17 protein-coding genes, 1 tRNA gene and 1 pseudogene are annotated in these 18,394 nt (G+C 36.3%); 1 reads left to right on the top strand and 18 read right to left on the bottom strand.

The features are described from left to right. Positions 1–84: 84 nt before the first annotated feature. The 18 genes from G600_RS0109815 to G600_RS0109730 all read right to left on the bottom strand — a co-directional run bounded on the left by G600_RS0109815 (position 85) and on the right by G600_RS0109730 (position 17,953). Positions 85–2,169, bottom strand: coding sequence for a polyribonucleotide nucleotidyltransferase (locus G600_RS0109815; RefSeq protein WP_027431781.1), 2,085 nt, complete (start codon positions 2,167–2,169; stop codon positions 85–87). A 315-nt stretch (positions 2,170–2,484) separates the two neighbouring features. After that, the gene (rpsO, locus tag G600_RS0109810) at positions 2,485–2,751 is read right to left on the bottom strand and encodes a 30S ribosomal protein S15 (protein WP_027431780.1); all 267 of its coding nucleotides are present in this window, start codon (positions 2,749–2,751) and stop codon (positions 2,485–2,487) included. Positions 2,752–2,884: 133 nt separating this feature from the next. Next, the gene (locus G600_RS0109805) at positions 2,885–3,811 is read right to left on the bottom strand and encodes a bifunctional riboflavin kinase/FAD synthetase (protein ID WP_027431779.1); all 927 of its coding nucleotides are present in this window, start codon (positions 3,809–3,811) and stop codon (positions 2,885–2,887) included. Between the two features lie 26 nt (positions 3,812–3,837). Further along, positions 3,838–4,770, bottom strand: coding sequence for a tRNA pseudouridine(55) synthase TruB (truB, locus tag G600_RS0109800; RefSeq protein ID WP_027431778.1), 933 nt, complete (start codon positions 4,768–4,770; stop codon positions 3,838–3,840). Between the two features lie 18 nt (positions 4,771–4,788). Next, on the bottom strand, positions 4,789–5,745 hold the full coding sequence (locus G600_RS0109795; RefSeq protein ID WP_027431777.1) for a DHH family phosphoesterase: 957 nt from the start codon (positions 5,743–5,745) through the stop codon (positions 4,789–4,791). 23 nt (positions 5,746–5,768) lie between these two features. Beyond that, entirely contained in the window at positions 5,769–6,146 is a 378-nt protein-coding gene (rbfA, locus tag G600_RS0109790) for a 30S ribosome-binding factor RbfA (RefSeq protein WP_027431776.1), read from the bottom strand. Between the two features lie 99 nt (positions 6,147–6,245). After that, a complete protein-coding gene (infB, locus tag G600_RS0109785) occupies positions 6,246–9,059 on the bottom strand; it encodes a translation initiation factor IF-2 (protein WP_027431775.1) in 2,814 nt (937 codons plus the stop codon). A gap of 15 nt (positions 9,060–9,074) precedes the next feature. After that, positions 9,075–9,374: a L7Ae/L30e/S12e/Gadd45 family ribosomal protein gene (locus tag G600_RS0109780; protein WP_027431774.1), complete on the bottom strand. Its 300-nt coding sequence runs from the start codon at positions 9,372–9,374 to the stop codon at positions 9,075–9,077. 13 nt (positions 9,375–9,387) lie between these two features. Then, positions 9,388–9,663, bottom strand: coding sequence for an RNase P modulator RnpM (rnpM, locus tag G600_RS0109775; RefSeq protein WP_027431773.1), 276 nt, complete (start codon positions 9,661–9,663; stop codon positions 9,388–9,390). 44 nt (positions 9,664–9,707) lie between these two features. Then, positions 9,708–10,871, bottom strand: coding sequence for a transcription termination factor NusA (nusA, locus tag G600_RS14370; protein ID WP_034246216.1), 1,164 nt, complete (start codon positions 10,869–10,871; stop codon positions 9,708–9,710). A 23-nt stretch (positions 10,872–10,894) separates the two neighbouring features. Further along, positions 10,895–11,362 carry a ribosome maturation factor RimP gene (rimP, locus tag G600_RS0109765; RefSeq protein WP_027431772.1) on the bottom strand — a complete coding sequence of 156 codons (468 nt, stop codon included), beginning with the start codon at positions 11,360–11,362 and terminating at the stop codon, positions 10,895–10,897. 181 nt (positions 11,363–11,543) lie between these two features. Continuing rightward, positions 11,544–11,615 (bottom strand) — tRNA-Glu (locus tag G600_RS0109760). Positions 11,616–11,899: 284 nt separating this feature from the next. Continuing rightward, complete coding sequence (locus G600_RS0109755) at positions 11,900–12,376, bottom strand: COG2426 family protein (RefSeq protein WP_027431771.1); 477 nt, start codon at positions 12,374–12,376, stop codon at positions 11,900–11,902. Positions 12,377–12,436: 60 nt separating this feature from the next. Continuing rightward, positions 12,437–13,114 carry a uracil-DNA glycosylase gene (locus G600_RS0109750; RefSeq protein WP_027431770.1) on the bottom strand — a complete coding sequence of 226 codons (678 nt, stop codon included), beginning with the start codon at positions 13,112–13,114 and terminating at the stop codon, positions 12,437–12,439. A 241-nt stretch (positions 13,115–13,355) separates the two neighbouring features. Continuing rightward, positions 13,356–14,114, bottom strand: coding sequence for an imidazole glycerol phosphate synthase subunit HisF (hisF, locus tag G600_RS0109745; RefSeq protein WP_027431769.1), 759 nt, complete (start codon positions 14,112–14,114; stop codon positions 13,356–13,358). Between the two features lie 50 nt (positions 14,115–14,164). Next, positions 14,165–14,770, bottom strand: a complete 606-nt coding sequence (gene hisH, locus G600_RS0109740; protein WP_027431768.1) for an imidazole glycerol phosphate synthase subunit HisH — start codon at positions 14,768–14,770, stop codon at positions 14,165–14,167. Next, positions 14,767–16,809: a hypothetical protein gene (locus G600_RS15160; RefSeq protein WP_051195471.1), complete on the bottom strand. Its 2,043-nt coding sequence runs from the start codon at positions 16,807–16,809 to the stop codon at positions 14,767–14,769. Before G600_RS15160 ends, hisH begins: the two co-directional genes overlap by 4 nt. Positions 16,810–17,056: 247 nt before the next feature. Then, a complete protein-coding gene (locus G600_RS0109730) occupies positions 17,057–17,953 on the bottom strand; it encodes a chemotaxis protein (RefSeq protein WP_027431767.1) in 897 nt (298 codons plus the stop codon). Between the two features lie 217 nt (positions 17,954–18,170). Between G600_RS0109730 and G600_RS16290 the strand changes: the two are divergent. After that, positions 18,171–18,394: pseudogene (locus G600_RS16290) on the top strand (IS1182 family transposase); the annotation flags it as partial.

Genomic DNA, 18,394 nt, shown 5'->3' with positions numbered 1-18,394 from the left:
TATTAGTCTCTTTACACAAACTTAAGGAATGCCTTAATTGCAGACATTCCTTAAAATTATTCTAGTCAAATTAAATCAGTAAAATTACTGAGCATCCTTAATTGAGAAGCTAAGTCTTCCTAACTTATCCTTACCCATGCACTTACACTTAACCTGATCACCAAGTGTAAGAACATCTTCAACCATGTTAACTCTTTCATTAGAAATCTTAGAAATATGAACAAGGCCTTCCTTACCAGGAGCGAATTCAACGAATGCACCAAATTCCTTAATGCTTACAACCTTACCTTCATAGATTGCACCTTCCTTGAAGTCCTCAACGATAGTCTTAATATATTTCATAGCCTTATCCATACCAGCCTGCTCTACGCCACAAACTGATACAAAGCCATCATCTGTAATATCAATCTTAACGCCACATTCATCGATGATTGCGTTAATAACCTTACCACGCTGACCAACAACTTCACCAATCTTAGATGGATCAATCTGAGTCTGGATAATCTTTGGAGCATATTCTCCAACAGTCTTTCTAGGTTCAGCAATAGCAGGCTTCATACATGTATCCATGATGAAGAGTCTAGCTTCTCTAGTTCTTCTAATAGCTTCTTCAACGATAGGACGTGTAAGACCATGAATCTTAATATCCATCTGAATAGCTGTAATACCTTCTGTTGTACCTGTTACCTTAAAGTCCATATCACCGAAGAAATCTTCAAGACCCTGGATATCAGTAAGTACTACATAATCATCATCTGTATCACCTGTAACTAAACCACAAGAAATACCAGCTACCATAGCCTTAAGAGGTACACCTGCTGCCATAAGTGACATACAGCTTGCACATGTTGATGCCATTGATGTAGAACCATTTGATTCAAATGTTTCAGAAACGGCACGGATAGCATATGGGAACTCTGTCTCAGATGGAAGAACTGGAATTAAAGCTCTTTCAGCTAAGGCACCATGTCCAATTTCTCTACGTCCTGGACCTCTAGATGGCTTTGTCTCACCAACTGAGTATGAAGGGAAATTGTAATGGTGAATATATCTCTTTGTTGTAACATTCTCATCAAGACCATCAACCTTCTGAGCTTCTGATAATGGTGCTAATGTAACAACGTCACAAATCTGTGTCTGTCCTCTAGTAAACATAGCAGAACCATGAACTCTAGGAATAATATCAACTTCTGCAGCAAGAGGTCTGATCTGGTTGATTGCACGACCATCAGGTCTCTTGTGATCCTTTAAGATCATCTTACGAACAGTCTTCTTCTCATACTGGTAAACTGCTTCACCAAGTACTGCTAACCATTCTTCATTTTCAGCAAAAGCTTCCTTTAACTTCTCTGTGATAGCATCAACATTCTTCTCTCTTGTCTGCTTATCATCAGTAAATACTGCAACTTCCATCTCTTCTGGAGTTACAATCTTCTTCATTTCATCAAACATTTCCTGAGGAACTGCGCATGAAACATAAGTATGCTTTTCCTTACCAACCTCTGCAACAATCTTATCGATGAATGCAATGATTGTCTGGTTAATATCATGAGCCATGTAAATAGCTTCAATCATCTTCTCTTCTGGAACTATATTAGCACCAGCTTCGATCATAATAACCTTCTGCTTTGTTGAAGCAACTGTTAACTGAAGGTCACCTTCCTGCCACTGTGCCTGTGAAGGGTTAACAACAAATTCACCATTGATTAAACCGATCTGAGTTGTAGCACAAGGACCATCAAATGGAATATCTGAAATTGATGTAGCAATTGCAGAACCAAGCATAGCTAAAAGCTCTGGTCTACATTCTGTATCAACAGACATAACCATGTTGTTTAAAGTAACATCATTACGGTAATCCTTAGGGAAAAGAGGTCTCATAGGTCTATCAATTACTCTTGAAGTAAGAATAGCATTCTCTGAAGCCTTACCCTCTCTCTTATTGAAGCCGCCTGGAATCTTACCAGCTGCATACATCTTCTCTTCATATTCTACAGAAAGTGGGAAGAAATCAATTCCCTCTCTTGGTTCCTTTGACGCAGTTGCTGTAGATAAGACAACTGTATCACCATAGTGCATTAATGCTGCACCATTAGCCTGAGCTGCAACACGGCCAATATCAACTCTAAGTGTACGACCAGCAAGCTCTAAAGTATACTGCTTAAACATATAATCTCCTATCCGCCCTATGGGCTTAAATAATTGGTAAATAATCTAGGCCAAAGCCCTACCATATGAGCAAATAGGTGCCGAAACAACTAAAAAACTCATTAAAAATGTCTTAATTAGCTTTTCAGTGGTCTCGGAATAACCTAATTGCACATACACATAAACATTATCATTATACAACAATTAAACACTCTTTACCATATTATAATTTAAGAATTTAATGAAAAGAAGTTTCAATTCTTAAATTCCTAGTGAAAAATTGGCGTATAAAAAGGAGCGAAGATAAACTCCGCCCCCTAAAAAAAGCATTATAAATTACTTTCTTAAGCCTAAACGCTCGATAAGGTTTCTGTAACCTTCAATATCATTCTTCTTAAGGTAAGCAAGTAAAGCTCTTCTCTTACCAACCATCTTTAAAAGACCTCTTCTTGAATGATGATCCTTCTGGTTAACCTTTAAATGTTCTGTTAATTCAGCAATTCTTTCTGTTAAGATTGCGATCTGAACTTCTGGAGATCCTGTATCACCAGGCTGTCTTCCGTAAGCTGCAATAATTTCTGCTTTCTTTTCCTTAGATATCATACTTGTATCCTCCTTTAATTTAAACGCCAACAACTAAGCAATAGGTCGGAGTTTCCGATTCCTGAGTTGTGGCTAGTACCTTGGTATATTACCATACCATTACTATCTTTGCAAGTTAATTTACTAAACTAGCTTAATTTATTAAGAACATATTTTTAGCAAATTCTTTATCCGCTTCCATTTGCTTTTTTAAGCTATCTACGCTGTCAAATTTAATTTCTGCTCTTAAAAAATGCATCAACATAACTTCTATCTTCTTACCATAAACATCTTCATTAAAGTCAAAAATATTAGTCTCTACGCTAATCTCCATACTGTCATTGACAGTAGGTCTAGTTCCTAGATTAGTTACGCCAAAATATTCATTTCCATCGATTAATATCTTAGAGGCATAAACCCCTTTAGGTGGTAATAGTTTTGACTCTGTTGGATATATATTAACTGTTGGCATTGCAATAGTTCTGCCTAGTTGTTTTCCAAATGATACAACTCCTGTAATAGAAAAAGGTCTATTAAGAAGCACATTTACTGTTTCCATATGACCAAGGGCTAGCTCTTCTCTAATATAAGTGCTACTAACTTCCTGTCCTTGATACTTCTCCTTTTCAACAATAATTGTTTCAAAACCAAGCTCGTCACCAAGCTCCTTTAAAAGATTAACATCACCGCTTCTTCCTTTGCCAAAGCCATAATCAGTACCTACCACAACTACCTTAGCTCTTAAGTCATCTACGATAATCTTTTTTACAAACTCCCTAGCATCCATATTCATAAATTCCTTTGTAAATGGATACTCGACCAAGCAGTCTATGCCTAACTTATCACAGATTGCTTTTCTTTCAGAATTTGTTGTAAGAAAATGCTGATTTCTTTGTGGCAATAAACTTAATGGAATACTATCAAAAGTAAATAAAACTGAGAGTAAATCTTCTTCTTTAGCTTTTTCTTTAACTAAATTAATGAGCTTTCTATGCCCAATATGCAATCCATCAAACTTACCAAGTGTAACTGCACTCGCCTTAGGCAATCTCACGTCAGTTAGCCCATTTATATATTCCATTACTGGCCACACCTCCCTTTTTTATATTATTCATTAGCATCATAAAACATCTGAATTGGAGTTAAAAGACCTTCACAAACTCTGTAAACTCCTACAAAAATGCCATTTGAATCATAGAGACGAAGCTTGTCTCCCTCAACAAAATCAATTCCTTCAAACTGCTTTATAAATTGCTCTTTATATTCTAAATCTATCTTATTACCGTTATGTAATAACTTGTCCCCTTCTACTGTAACCTCTAACTTAGGGTATTGTGGAAACATATCATCAATAGCCTTCACAACACTCTCAAATTCACCCTTTAAAACTAGAGCTGATATCTGATTAAGAGTTAATGTATCATCAATGCAAAACTGACCGACTCTCTTTCTTGTAAGCTTATACATGCAAGCGCCGCAACCAAGCTTATTACCAATATCCTCGCATAAAGTTCTAATATAAGTTCCCTTAGAACATTCTACAGTCATAGTAACAAACTTTTGCTTACCTTCTAAGTCAATATCATTGACATGTAAGCTCTTAATTACGACCTTTCTAGCCTTTCTTTCCACTTCAATTCCACTTCTTGCGTAGTCATAAAGCTTCTTTCCCTTGACCTTAAGTGCTGAATACATCGGTGGAACCTGCATATATTCACCAATAAAACTTTCGCAAGCCTCAAGAACATCAGCCTCAGTAAGATTAACCTCACTAGACTTTAACACATTTCCTGAAATATCTGCAGTATCAGTGATTGTACCAAGAAGCATAACAGCCTCATAAGTCTTATCCCAATCTGTAATCATGCTACAAATCTTTGTGCCCTTTCCAAGACAAACCGGTAAAACACCTACTGCGTCAGGATCTAGAGTTCCTGTGTGTCCAATTTTCTTAAATTTTAAAATGCCCCTCAGCTTAGCTACCACATCATGGGATGTAAAGCCTTGCTCCTTGTATACATTAATAATCCCATTCATAATATCAATCCCTAACTTAAATTATGATAATTGCTTTACTTGCTCTTCAATAAGAGCACCAATCTGATTAATGATGCCATGAACTGTGCCCTTAATACTAAAGCCAGCAGCTCTAACATGACCGCCACCATCAAATTTAGCAGCAATCTTTGCCACATCTATAATTTTTTTTGAACGAAGAGAAACCTTATATTCGCCCTCGCCAATTTCATACATAAAGATGGCCACTTCAACGCCCTCTGTAAGTCTTAATTGTTCAACAATTCCACCTAGACTCTTACCATCAACTCCGTAAAAGTCCATAATCTCTCTTGAGATACTTGAGAAAATGCATTTACCATCGTAAAATAACACGCTTTCAAGTAATGCTCTACCTAGAATCTGGTTTTGAATATAAGTCTTTGCATAGAAGCTATTGTCAATGATGTCTGAGTAATCAATACCCTTTTCCATACATTTTCCAGCAATAGCCATTGTCTGCTTAGATGTGCAGCTATACTTAAACACACCTGTATCATGAATAATACCAGTGTAGATGCATGTTGCCACATCCTTATCAATTTTTTCCTCATCAAGAGTTGTATATAAAACCTCGCTTGTAGAACTCCAGTCTGGCTCAACTAAGTTTACATCAGCAAAATCCTTATTACTAATATGATGATCTAAACAAATTGTCTTTTTTGCATTACAAAAAAGCTCTGCAAAAGGCTCAATTCTATCAAGTGAACTACAATCAAGTACTACAAATGCGTCACAAACAAGATTAATATCTGTCTCTTGTCTAATTTCATCTATTCTAGGAATGTAGTTAAACTCATCACCTGGCTTTTGTAAGAAAATTCTTACATCCAAATCAGGTCTATTTACTTTTAGGAAATTATAAAGTCCCATAGTAGAACCAACGCAGTCGCCATCTGGTCGTACATGTCCGGTAATTCCAACTATTTTCGCGTCTTTTAATTCATCTAAAATATTCATAAATAACCTCCTATTAGCAACTACTAATCTTCCTTGTGTGACTCTGCATCTGCCTTAGTAACATCATCTATTAATTTAGACATCTTAACACCATATTCAATTGACTGGTCAATTACAAACTTAATTTCTGGTGTATTTCTTAAATTAACTGTTCTAGCAAGCTGACGTCTAATATAGCCTTCAGCGCTAACAAGACCAGCTAGAGTATCTTTTTGTGACTGCTCATCACCAAGGACACTAATATACGCCTTACATGTTTTTAAATCAGGAGCTACATCAACTGAAACTACTGATGTCATTGGATTAATTCTTGGATCCTTAATATCTTTTCTAATGATATTGCTTAATTCTCTTAAGACCTCTGAATTAATTCTAATATTCTTCGAACTATTCTTTCTCATAGCAATTCCTCTTTTTTGCAAATGTATCATAAACATTCACTATAATCAAGATAGAAAGCCCCTAAATTTAGAGGCTTTCTTATATATAAGTTACATTTATTATCTTGGTATTTCAACCATAATACTTGCTTCGATTTCATCGCCTTCTCTAATGTCATTAAAGTTTTCAAGTACGATACCACATTCAGTACCAGCCTTAACTTCCTTAACTTCATCCTTGAAGTGCTTAAGTGAAGCAATTGGTCCTTCGTAAATCTTTTCGCCTTCTCTTGTAAGTCTTACAGTAGATTCTCTTGTGATTCTACCCTCTGTTACTAATGTACCAGCAATATTACCTACACCAGAAGCCTTAAAGATCTGTCTAATTTCAGCATGACCAATAATCTTCTCTTCATAGATAGGCTCAAGCATACCCTTAAGAGCAGACTCAACATCTTCAATAGCATTGTAGATAACGCTATATGTTCTTAAGTCAACCTTTTCACGGTCAGCTAAAATTCTTGCCTGGTTATCAGGCTTAACATTAAAGGCAATGATAATTGCATTAGATGCAGAAGCTAAAACTACATCGGATTCATTTACATTACCAACACCACCATGAATTACCTTAACTACTACTTCTTCGTTAGATAACTTAACAAGTGACTGCTTAACAGCTTCAACAGAACCCTGAACATCGGCCTTAATAATAATATTAAGTTCCTTCATGTTACCAGCCTGAATCTGCTCAAATAAAGCATCAAGTGATACCTTATGCTTAGTATCATCTAAGAGCTTCTTCTTATTCTCAGCAATGAATGTCTCAGCAACATTTCTTGCTTCCTTATCAGAATCCATAGCCATAATAATTTCACCAGCATTAGGTACATCATTAAGACCCTGAATCTCTACAGGAGTAGATGGGCCAGCTTCCTTAACTCTTCTACCTGTATCATCAATCATAGCTCTAACCTTACCATAGCAAGAACCAGCAGCTACTGAATCGCCAACTCTTAAAGTACCCTTCTGTACTAAAACAGTTGCTACAGGACCACGTCCCTTATCAAGCTCAGCCTCAATAACAATACCTCTTGCCTTACGGTTTGGATTAGCCTTAAGTTCAATAATTTCAGCTGTAAGTAAGATCATTTCAAGGAGGTTATCAATACCTTCCTTAGTATGAGCTGATACTGGGCAGAAAATTGTTGAACCGCCCCAATCTTCAGCGATAAGACCATATTCTGTGAGTTCCTGCTTAACCTTTTCAATGTTAGCATTTGGCTTATCAATCTTATTAACAGCAACAATAATTTCAACATTAGCAGCCTTAGCATGGTTAATAGCTTCGATTGTCTGTGGCATAACACCATCATCAGCAGCTACAACTAAGATTGCAATATCAGTAGCCTGAGCACCACGCATACGCATTGCAGTGAAGGCTTCATGACCTGGTGTATCAAGGAATGTAATTGTGTTACCATTAACATCAACTCTATAAGCACCAATCTTCTGAGTAATACCACCTGATTCCTTAGAAGTTACATGTGTTTCTCTAATAGCATCAAGAAGGGATGTCTTACCATGATCTACGTGACCCATTACACAAACTACTGGTGGTCTAGTTACAAGTGTATCTGCTGCCTCTTCTTCTTCCTTAAGAAGTTCTGCAATAACATCAATAACCTCTTCATGTTCACAAATACAGTTAAACTCTAATGCGATTTCTTCAGCTGTTTCAAAATCGATTTCCTGATTAATTGTAACAACCTTACCCTGCATAAAGAGCTTCTTAACAACTGCAGATGGCTGAACCTTCATCTTATCTGCAAGTTCCTTAATTGTAAGTGAATCTGGAAGAGTAAGTGTCTTGATTGTATCTTCTTCTTCCTTCTTTGGAGCTGGCTTATTTGGCTTATTAGGTTTCTTGTTTAAGCCGCTTGCAAACTTAAGATTCTCTCTTGAGTCTCTGTCTTTTCTTCTATCATTCTTATCATTATTCTTCTTAGAATTATATCTTTGATCTGCTCTTCTTGCATCTGGCTTCTGCTCAAATAAGAAATCATCCTTTGGAGCTGAATCTCTTCTATCATTTCTTCTCTGATTGAAGTTTCTTCCATTATTATCTGAGTCCTTATCCTTATTAAAGCCGCCACCGTTTCTATCGCGGTCTCTGTTAAAGCCGCCATTGTTTCTGTCACGGTCTCTATTAAAGCCACCATTATTTCTATCACGGTTATCTCTATTAAAGCCGCCGCCATTTCTATCGCGGTTATCTCTATTAAAGCCACCGTTATTTCTGTCACGGTTGTCTCTGTTACCGTTTCTATCTCTATTATCGCGGTTATCTCTGTTGTAACCGCCATTGTTTCTATCACGGTTATCGCGATTATCTCTGTTGTAACCGCCATTATTTCTATCACGGTTATCGCGGTTACCATTTCTATCGCGGTTGTCGCGATTGTCTCTATTATCGTGGTTACCATTTCTATCGCGGTTGTCTCTGTTATAACCGTTTCTATCTCTATTATCACGGTTGTCTCTGTTGTAACCGTTTCTATCACGATTATCGCGGTTTCCGTTTCTATCACGATTATCTCTATTATCTCTATTTCTGTTATCTCTATCAGAAGAATCTCTTGAATCACCCTTTGGAGAAATCTGATCCTTCTTCTGATTTAACTTAGCCTTATAATCACCATCTCTGTTGCTATTCTGTGGGAAAACAACCTGAGAAATGTGTTTTTCTTTCTTCTCTTCAGGCTTAGCCTCAGTTTTAGCCTCAGGTTTTCCTGGCTTAAACTTACCCTTAACCTTCTTGATTTCGTCATCAGTTAAGCCGCTCACAGTCTTATAAGACTTCTCGCTATTCGATAACATTTCTATAATTTCATTGCTTTTTATACCTAATTCTTTTGCTAATTCGTGTACTCTCATTAAACAATGACCTCCTTATTCATTACTGTCTATACCTTGTTTAAAATATTCTTCTAATTTATTTTTAAATCCTTCATCTAGAATCGCAAGTGATGCTCTAAATTCCTTTCCTATTGCATGACCAATAGCTTCCTTTTCGGAAAAGAAATATATAGGAACCTTATAGAATTCACACATATTTGAAAACATTTTCTTAGTATTATCTGAAGAATCATCTGCAACGATAACCATAAAAGCCTTCTTAGACTTAACGGCCTTCTCTGTAGAAAATTCACCACTAACTACCTTTCCTGCTTTCTGAGCTAATCCTAACATGGATATAATTTTTTTATTGTCCAAGTTTCTCAAACTCCTTCTTTAATTCATCATAAACACTACTATCAATTGCCATCTTAAAGGATCTTTCTAAGCCCCTTTGCTTGATAGCCTTATTAAGACATTCAGGATTATTGCAAATGTATGCGCCCCTGCCATTCTTCTTACCAGTAGTATCTACTATAATTTCATTCTCTGGGCTCTTTAGAATCCTGATAAGATCTTTCTTATCTTTCATCTGACCACACCCAATGCATTGTCTTTGTGGAATCTTTTTAGTTCCCGGCATTAAATCACTCCAATCAGATAAGTTTTTAAAATATTTTCAAGGTATTAAGGAGTCTCTTCAACTTCAATATCTGCCTCAAAATCTAAATCTTCAAAATCGCTATCGTCTTCTTCATTATAAAGAGCTTCATCATCAGCTTCGCTCTTAATATCAATACCGTAGCCTGTTAACTTAGCTGCAAGTCTAACGTTCTGACCAGACTTGCCAATAGCAAGTGATAACTGCTGTTCTGAAACAACAATCTTAGCCTTCTTAGCATCGTCATCAGCTTCTGCAGCAACAACCTTAGCTGGACTAAGTGCATTAACAATATACTGAGCTGAGTTATCATCCCATTCAATAATATCGATCTGCTCATCACCAAGTTCGTTAACAATATTTCTAACACGGCCACCGCTAATACCAACACAAGCACCAACTGGATCTACGTTAGGCACATTAGCTCTAACAGAAATCTTAGTTCTTGAACCAGCTTCTCTAGCGATACCCATAATTTCAACTACGCCGTCCTTAATTTCAGCAGCTTCTTCTTCAAATAACTTCTTTACAAGTTCTGGAGACTTTCTAGAAACTCTAACTGAAATTCCGCTCTTTTCTCTATTAACAACTGAAAGAACGTAAAGCTTAATTCTATCGCCAACCTTTAACTTTCTTCCAACATTAACTTCTTCAGCCTTAAGGATTGTCTGGATTCTTCCGATATCAACAGTCATATCACCATTCTCAGCGATTCTCTGAATAACACCAGTAATTATTTCCTTCTCCTTAGCCTTATATTCCTTAAAGATAGAATTCTTCTCCTGCTCTCTAATTGTCTGAACGATAACGTTCTTAGCATTCTTAGCAGCCTTTCTTGAGAATTCTTCAGACTTTACTTCTATAGTAATTACATCGCCGATTTCTGCCTTAGGATCAACCTTTCTTGCATTATCAAGTGTAATTTCCTTACTATAAATTCTTCTTTCCTTAATCTTCTTATTCTCGTCATCACCGTCAACCTCTGTTAACTTCTCAACAACAAGCTTATCAGCATAAATATGGAAGTCACCTGTTACTCTATCTAAAACAACGTGACCATTATCTGCCTTATCAAACTCAGCCTTATATTCATCCATAAGAGACTTCTCAATAGCAGTAAACATAATTTCCTTGCTAATTCCATTTTCCTTTTCTAACAACTCAAGAGCTGCAATTAATTCTTTATTCATCTTATCCTCCATTAAATAAAAATTTACTCTTCTACGTAAGCCCATCTAATCATAGATAGGTTCTTTCTTTCTATATTCTTATCTTGTCCGTTAATTTCAATTGTAATAGTGTCCTTGTCAAATGACTTTAAAATCCCTTCTGCTTCCTTAACACCATCTACCGCACTATAAAGTTTAATTTCAATTAAACGGCCAATACTTTTCTCATAATCACGTTCTTTTTTTAGTGGTCTTGTAAGACCTGGAGAACTAACCTCAAAAATGTACTCAGAGTCAATGTAATCTTCCTTATCTAAGATTTCATTAAAGGCTCTACTTACATTTTGGCAATCCTCAATAGTAACTCCGCCTTCCTTATCAATGAAAACTCTTAAGTACCAATCGCTACCTTCTTTGACGAATTCAACGTCAAAAAGTTCAACCTTGTTAGCATCGATAATAGGTTTAATAAGCATTTCAGTTTTTTCTTCGTAACTTTCTCTTTTACCCATTTAATGTCTCTGCCTTTCTTTAAAATATTCAATTTTAGTAACACGCACAAAGTTATTATACTATAAATATGCTTTTAACACAAAATAAATAAACCCCTGTGCTTCTATATTATTTAAACATAAAACTAAAGTGAGTGGACTATTATAAGTCCACTCACTTCTAAGTACTAATAATACAGAATAGCTCGTAGGGGAATCGAACCCCTGATTCTGCCGTGAGAGGGCAGCGTCTTAGCCTCTTGACCAACGAGCCATATCTTGTCCGTCGCACTCTTTAGTGCCGCGCGGTACTTTGATAATATACACTAGTTGCGACATAATTGCAAGTACTTTTTTGAAATTTTTTTGAAAAAATTAGATTTTTTCTAGCTTTCTTGATTCGTATCCGTCTCAAAGCCGCATAAACACTGAATTCTCACATTTTCATAAAAATAAAGAAAAACGCAAGATTTTGTAGTCCTAATTAATCAATACCACTAAATCTTGCGTTTTAATATATTCTTCTATATTTAATTTAAAGTTTAGTCTAATTAAATTCTATGCAAAACTAAAGATTGCACCAAATAAACCTGCACTTACTAAACTCATAATGCATCCTGCAAGTAAAACTCCAAGGAATACTGCAAGTACACTCTTCTTAAAACCAAAGTCAAGAATTGAAGCTGCAAGAGTTCCTGTCCAAGCGCCTGTTCCAGGAATTGGAATACCAACAAATAAAACTAATGCAAGGAATAAGCCATTACCAGCCTTCTCTTTTAACTTCTCTCCACCTTTATGCCCCTTCTCAAGACAGAAAGTAAAGAACTTTCCAATGACCTTCTTATCCTTACCCCACTCAAGCACACGTCTTGCAAAAAGGTAAATAATAGGCATAGGTAACATATTAGCTATCATGCATACAATGTAAGACTGAAGTAGTGGAAGCTGCATTCCCTGTGAAATAGGAATAGCACCTCTAAGCTCTACTAAAGGAACCATTGAAACTAAAAATATAATCATATACTTTTTAAACATATTTCCTCCAAAATATTTCATTCTCTCTATTCTTGCTATTATTGCAAGACCTAGCCTAGTTTACACATTTTCAATTTGCCAGTCAATAGGCGACAATCCATTGTTAATTAAAAATTCATTAGTTTTTTTGAAATGTCCGCAGTCAAAAAATCCCCTTCTTGCAGAGAGTGGACTTGGATGAGCCGCAGTTAAAACTAGCTGCTTTGGATTATTTAGCATCTCAAGTTTCTCCTTAGCATTATTGCCCCAAAGCATGTAAACAATAGGTCTATCCTCGTTATTTAAGGTCTTTATAATCTCATCTGTAAAGCACTCCCAGCCCTTACCCTTGTGGGAATTGGCCTCATGTGCCCTAACTGTAAGCACTGTATTTAGTAAAAGTACCCCTTGGCTTGCCCATTTCTTTAAGTTGCCGTTATTAGGAATGTAGCAGCCGCACTCCTTATTTAATTCCTTATAGATATTCTTTAATGAAGGTGGAATCTTCTTTTGAGATAAGGGTACTGAAAATGCTAAACCATGGGCCTGGTTTTCTTCATGATATGGATCTTGCCCAAAAATCACCACTTTCACATCCTCTAAAGCCGTTAAATTAAGTGCTGTAAAAAGGTCCTCTTTCTTTGGAAAAACCTCCTTACTACTGTATTCTTCATCAATAAATCCCTCTAGCTTTTTAAAGTAGTCCTTCTCAAACTCAGCGCTAAGACTAGTCGCCCAGGAATTAGTAAACTTTTCCATAAAAATGTCTCTCTTTCTTTAATTCATCAATAAAATCCAAACAAGAAACAATTATACTCGCCCACTCTCCTTTTGGCAAAGAAAAGCCATAAAAAAACCACCTAGAAATTAGATTAATAATAATCTCTAGGTAGTTTATATATCATATATTCATATCTTTTTTATTCAAAAATCCATATTATTCTACATGTCGTTTTTCTTCAAAACCACATATCATTCTACATGTCGTTTTTCTTCAAAACTACAATCTCATAGGAATATTTTCCTTTGCCAAATATTCCTTTAAGTCCTTGATTTCAAGCTCCTTAAAGTGGAATAGTGAAGCTGCAAGTGCTGCATCTGCCCCACCCTTTGTAAAGGCATCTTTAAAATCTTCCATCTTTCCTGCACCACCTGATGCAATTACTGGAATAGATACATTTGAAGAAATAGCCTTAGTAAGCTCGCAGTCATAACCAGCCTTTGTGCCATCACAGTCCATACTTGTTAGTAAAATCTCACCAGCGCCAAGCTTTTCAGCCTTCATAGCCCACTCAACAGCATCAATGCCCATGTCCACACGACCGCCATTTTTATAAATGCTCCAATGGCCATCTTCTACACGCTTAGCATCAATAGCCACAACCACGCACTGGCTACCAAACTTATAAGCTGCCTCGGAAATTAAGTTTGGATTCATAATAGCTGCCGAATTAATAGAAATCTTATCAGCACCCTCACGAAGTAAAACCTTAAAATCCTCCACAGTTCTAATACCGCCGCCAACTGTAAATGGGATAAATACCTTTTCAGCCACCTTTCTAACCAAATCAACTGTTGTATTTCTTCCATCGCTAGAAGCAGTTATATCAAGGAAAACCAACTCATCGGCTCCCGACTTATCATACATAGAAGCAACTAAAACTGGATCACCGGCATCCACCAAATCCACGAAATTAGTGCCCTTAACAACTCTGCCATCCTTACAATCAAGGCAAGGAATAATTCTCTTTGTAAACATATACCTTCTCCATTCATTTTCTCAATTTACATTTACCACACGAAATTAGCCTATAAATTTGCAAAATTTTCCAAAATCTTTAAGCCTACACTACTACTTTTTTCTGGATGGAACTGACATGCAAATACATTTCCAGCCTCCACACTTGCATGAATTGTAGTTGTGTACTCAGTTGTTGCAGCTACAATGTCTTCATTTGCTGCCTGTAAATAATAAGAATGGACAAAATATACATAAGGATTTTTAGTTAATCCCTTAAATAACTTTGCATCCTCTTTAACATTTAAAGAATTCCAGCCCATGTGAGGGATCTTGAAATCCTCTTTTGGAGGTATTCTAAGAATTTTTCCAGGCAAAATATTTAATCCTTCAACCCCAACAGATTCATCGCTTGACTCAAACAAAAGCTGAAGTCCTAAGCAAATCCCAAGAAATGGTGTCTTATTGTCAACACATTTTTTAATAGGGTCAATTAAATCAAACTTATCAAGATTATTCATGGCATCGCCAAAAGAGCCAACACCTGGCAAAATAACCTTATCCGCCTGCAAAATTGCATCCTTATCTCTAGTTACCAAAACCTCCTGATTAAGGGAGAGTAGCGCTTTCTCTACGCTTTTTAAATTTCCTGCATCATAATCAATTATTGCAATCATTCAGTACCTGCCGCTTTCCCGTATTCTATTATTACGAAGTAATACTCGGTAAAGTCTGAACTATACATCTCGGCTAATGATTCGGCCTTATTTTCTCCTATTGAAAATGTATCTTCAAGGGCATTTAGAATTTCTTCGTAGGCTGCTTCAAACTCGTCTGAAACCCCAAGTGCACCCGCCGCGTCACAATATTTATCATAAGCTATAACTCCCTTAATTAAGGAATTAAGTGCTTCCGTATTGTCATTCATTTGCAAATAAAGAGTATAAGCCTCATACTGTCTCTCAACATAGAGGATTGTCTTTGCCTGTTCATATAAAGTCGTGTCTGATTCGTTCAAACTTAAACCGTCAAGTGCCTCATATGCCGCTGCATAATCGCCCTTGTTAAAATAGTTCTTTGCAGTACTAGAACTGTAGTCATAGTTAACAGCATTAATAAGAACTAATAATAGTACTATAACACCTGCGACAAATAAAATAAACATAATCATGGAAACAGGTTTAATTTTTAGGATATCCTCTGGCTTTGGTTCAGGCTTTGGTTTCTTAGGTTTCTTTGGCTTAGGTTCCTTTTTAGGCTTTTCTTTCTTTTCCTTTTTAGGTTTTTCCTTCTCCGCAGCCTTTTTAGCCTCCTTGGCCTCTTTTGCTGCCGCCTTTTTCTCTTCCTTGGCCTTTTTAGCCTCTTCATCAGCAATAGCCTGTTGCTCCTCTTCTTGGGCCTCCTCTTCTGCCTGCTTTTTCTTCCACTGCTCAAGTCTATACTTAAACTTTGCAAAGAAGCCCTTCTTTGGTGCGCCATCTTCTCCAGCCTCACCATCAATCTCGTCTAATATTCTACCATTTTCATCAGTCCTTCTCTTAGACTTACCTCTAGTCTCATCCTCTTCTTCTAAGTCTTCATCTTCCAAACTCTCAAAGAAAATGTCCTTAAGCTTTGCAAGAAAACCTGGCTTTTTAGGAGTCTCTTCAATTAAGTCGTCAAGCTCAACCTCATCCTTTGACTTCTTCGCCTTCTTTTCTTTTTTCTTCTTTTCCTTTTTCTCTTTCTTTCTATCCTCTGCCTCATCGCCATCTTCTCTAATCTCTTCGTCGTCCTCTGCAAATAACTCCTCAACCGACATACTATCTGAAGTAGCATCCTCAATAATGTTGTCCAAGTCCATATTTACAAGACGCTCTATTTCATTATCTGACAATTCACCATCGGCAAATTCTCCAGCCAAATCATTAGCCAAATCATTAGATGCTAAATCCATGCCCTCATCTAAATCCGTTTCACTAAGCAATTTGTCAATTTCCTCGTCTGCCTTTAAATCCTTCTCCTCCTCGCTTAGTCCATCATCTTCGCTTACATTATCCTTAACAGCCTCCGGATCAATTGCCTCTTCCTCATCAATCTCCTCAGTCTCAGCCATTATATCCTCAAGACTAGATAAATCAGCATCATCGCCATCAGCTTCATCATCCGAAGCCTCGTCACCATCGCCACTAGCCTCATCATCTGCAGCCTCGTCACCATCTGCGTCCTCAGATTCTTCTATACTGACTTCATCCTCATGGTCATTATCGTCTGCGTCTAATTCTTCATCATTATCATCATCGTCTGTGACTGCATTTGCCTCATCTTCAAGATTTAAATCAAGCCCTGAATCATTATAGCCGTCCATAATATCTCCCAGAGCATCAATCAAAGACGCCGACTCGTCATCTTCAGACAAATCCGCATCATCAAAATCATCATTTAATTCATTTTCTAATTCATCATCTTCAGCTAAGCCCTCAAGATCTGCAAAATCCTCAGGATTTATAGAATCTATAGAATTAGCATCCTCCTCATTAAAAACCTCAATACTCTCATCCTTGTTAGACGCATTATTCCTATCCACCGCGTTTCTAACTTCTCTAGATAAGCGTTCCTCCTCTAATTCATCAGCAGACAAATTAGCCTTAGAAGCCTTCTTTCCCTTGGCTAAATTTTCATCAGCACCAACTGATTGAAGCAATTTATTTAGGTAGTCCTCGTCATTATTTGGCAAATGTATTCACCACCTTGTCACGTTCTTTTATATAATAATATTTTAACATATATAATATTTATCAACAAGAATATTAATTCTAAAGTCTAAGTTAAAAATATATGTTAGAATATTTTACCTATAAATATATCGGAAAAATTTTTAGAAATATTAACCTTTTTAAAGGAATTTATGGATTTTCCTTAAAAAAATAGTGCCGCTCTATAAGAGCGGCACCATAAGAGGAAGTGTAAAAAATGAGAAAAAATCATCTTAAAAGCTTATCAATCTCTTCAACTAATCGACCAATCTCTGGTTTTGAAAGCTGAACATCAGCTCCTAAAGATTCGCCCTTAATTCTCATCTGTTCATTGATAAGAGAAGAGAAAATGATAATCGGTATGGACTTTAAAACTTCATCTGTCTTTACTAACTTAGTAAGTCTATGGCCATCCATAAGTGGCATCTCTAAGTCAGTGATAATAATGTCTATATCCAAATCGGTTTCTCCAGCCTTAGCTGAGCACAAATAATCCCAAGCTTCCTGACCATTATTACAAAGTGTAAGGTTACTATATCCTGACTTTGTAAGAGAATCAGAAATAAGCTTAATAAGAAGTGGAGAATCCTCTGCAATAACAATATGAGATTCGTTTCTTGCTCTTCCTTCGAGCTTTGAAATATCTGAAACCTTTAAACCAGTCTCTGGACTGATTTCTGATACGATTCTTTCAAAATCGAGGATTACAATTAATTGACCATCAATCTTTACAATACCAGTTGCAACGCCGGAATCTTCATTACTAATTGTTGCATCTGGAGTAATAATGTCTGCCCATGAAACTCTATGAATACCACAAACTGCATGAACGTGGAAAGCTACATTCAACTTGTTAAAGTTTGTAATAATAAACATATCTCTGTTCTGATCCACTGAAGGTTCTCTATTAATTACCTTTGCCAAATCTACAACAGTAATCATAAGATCTCTTGGCATAAAAATTCCTTCTACACAAGGATGCGAGTTTGGAACTGGTGTAACAGTATTAAATGGAACGATTTCCTTTATCTTAGCAACATTAATTCCATAATGATTTCCACCAACGATAAATTCTAATACTTCTAGCTCGTTAGTTCCACTATCTAGTAAAATGTTAGTTTCCATATTTAATTCCTCCATATTGTTTCACGATCAACTTATGTAAATATTATAACAAAACAATATATATTTTTCAATCGAAATATATAATTTTTTTACTTTCAATATAGTTCTTGGAATTACCTATAAAAAAAGGGGCTGTGAAATAATCAGCTCATAAAAAAAGAGAAGTAATAGCAGAAAACAGCTGATTACTTCTCTTTTTTCGTGGTAAAATATTACCATGAAAAATCAAACCAATTATTATAATACACTAAATCAAGGCGTTTTACCATTTTTTATTTCAGATTGTTTGGATATCTGTGATCCGGTTTTTACTTTTGACGAACTCGTGGGAGGTATGAATCTTGAGAAGTATCTGAAAAATGTGCCAGAGCATAAGCTTGGCAGAATCAGATATAATCCAGTCAAAATGTTGAAAACCGTACTATTCGGTTTTATGAGTGA

It is taken from the genome of Lachnospira multipara ATCC 19207 (assembly GCF_000424105.1).
GTDB classification, from domain to species: domain Bacteria; phylum Bacillota; class Clostridia; order Lachnospirales; family Lachnospiraceae; genus Lachnospira; species Lachnospira multipara.
This window is presented reverse-complemented; position numbering and strand designations above follow the sequence as displayed.

Excerpts from the sequence above, each read along its gene's own strand:
- G600_RS0109815 (WP_027431781.1), bottom strand. The coding sequence starts at position 2,169 with ATGTTTAAGCAGTATACTTTAGAGCTTGCTGGTCGTACACTTAGAGTT.
- rpsO (WP_027431780.1), bottom strand. The coding sequence starts at position 2,751 with ATGATATCTAAGGAAAAGAAAGCAGAAATTATTGCAGCTTACGGAAGA.
- G600_RS0109805 (WP_027431779.1), bottom strand. The coding sequence starts at position 3,811 with ATGGAATATATAAATGGGCTAACTGACGTGAGATTGCCTAAGGCGAGT.
- G600_RS0109795 (WP_027431777.1), bottom strand. The coding sequence starts at position 5,745 with ATGAATATTTTAGATGAATTAAAAGACGCGAAAATAGTTGGAATTACC.
- rbfA (WP_027431776.1), bottom strand. The coding sequence starts at position 6,146 with ATGAGAAAGAATAGTTCGAAGAATATTAGAATTAATTCAGAGGTCTTA.
- infB (WP_027431775.1), bottom strand. The coding sequence starts at position 9,059 with ATGAGAGTACACGAATTAGCAAAAGAATTAGGTATAAAAAGCAATGAA.
- G600_RS0109780 (WP_027431774.1), bottom strand. The coding sequence starts at position 9,374 with ATGTTAGGATTAGCTCAGAAAGCAGGAAAGGTAGTTAGTGGTGAATTT.
- rnpM (WP_027431773.1), bottom strand. The coding sequence starts at position 9,663 with ATGCCGGGAACTAAAAAGATTCCACAAAGACAATGCATTGGGTGTGGT.
- nusA (WP_034246216.1), bottom strand. The coding sequence starts at position 10,871 with ATGAATAAAGAATTAATTGCAGCTCTTGAGTTGTTAGAAAAGGAAAAT.
- rimP (WP_027431772.1), bottom strand. The coding sequence starts at position 11,362 with ATGGGTAAAAGAGAAAGTTACGAAGAAAAAACTGAAATGCTTATTAAA.
- G600_RS0109755 (WP_027431771.1), bottom strand. The coding sequence starts at position 12,376 with ATGTTTAAAAAGTATATGATTATATTTTTAGTTTCAATGGTTCCTTTA.
- G600_RS0109750 (WP_027431770.1), bottom strand. The coding sequence starts at position 13,114 with ATGGAAAAGTTTACTAATTCCTGGGCGACTAGTCTTAGCGCTGAGTTT.
- hisF (WP_027431769.1), bottom strand. The coding sequence starts at position 14,114 with ATGTTTACAAAGAGAATTATTCCTTGCCTTGATTGTAAGGATGGCAGA.
- hisH (WP_027431768.1), bottom strand. The coding sequence starts at position 14,770 with ATGATTGCAATAATTGATTATGATGCAGGAAATTTAAAAAGCGTAGAG.
- G600_RS0109730 (WP_027431767.1), bottom strand. The coding sequence starts at position 17,953 with ATGGAAACTAACATTTTACTAGATAGTGGAACTAACGAGCTAGAAGTA.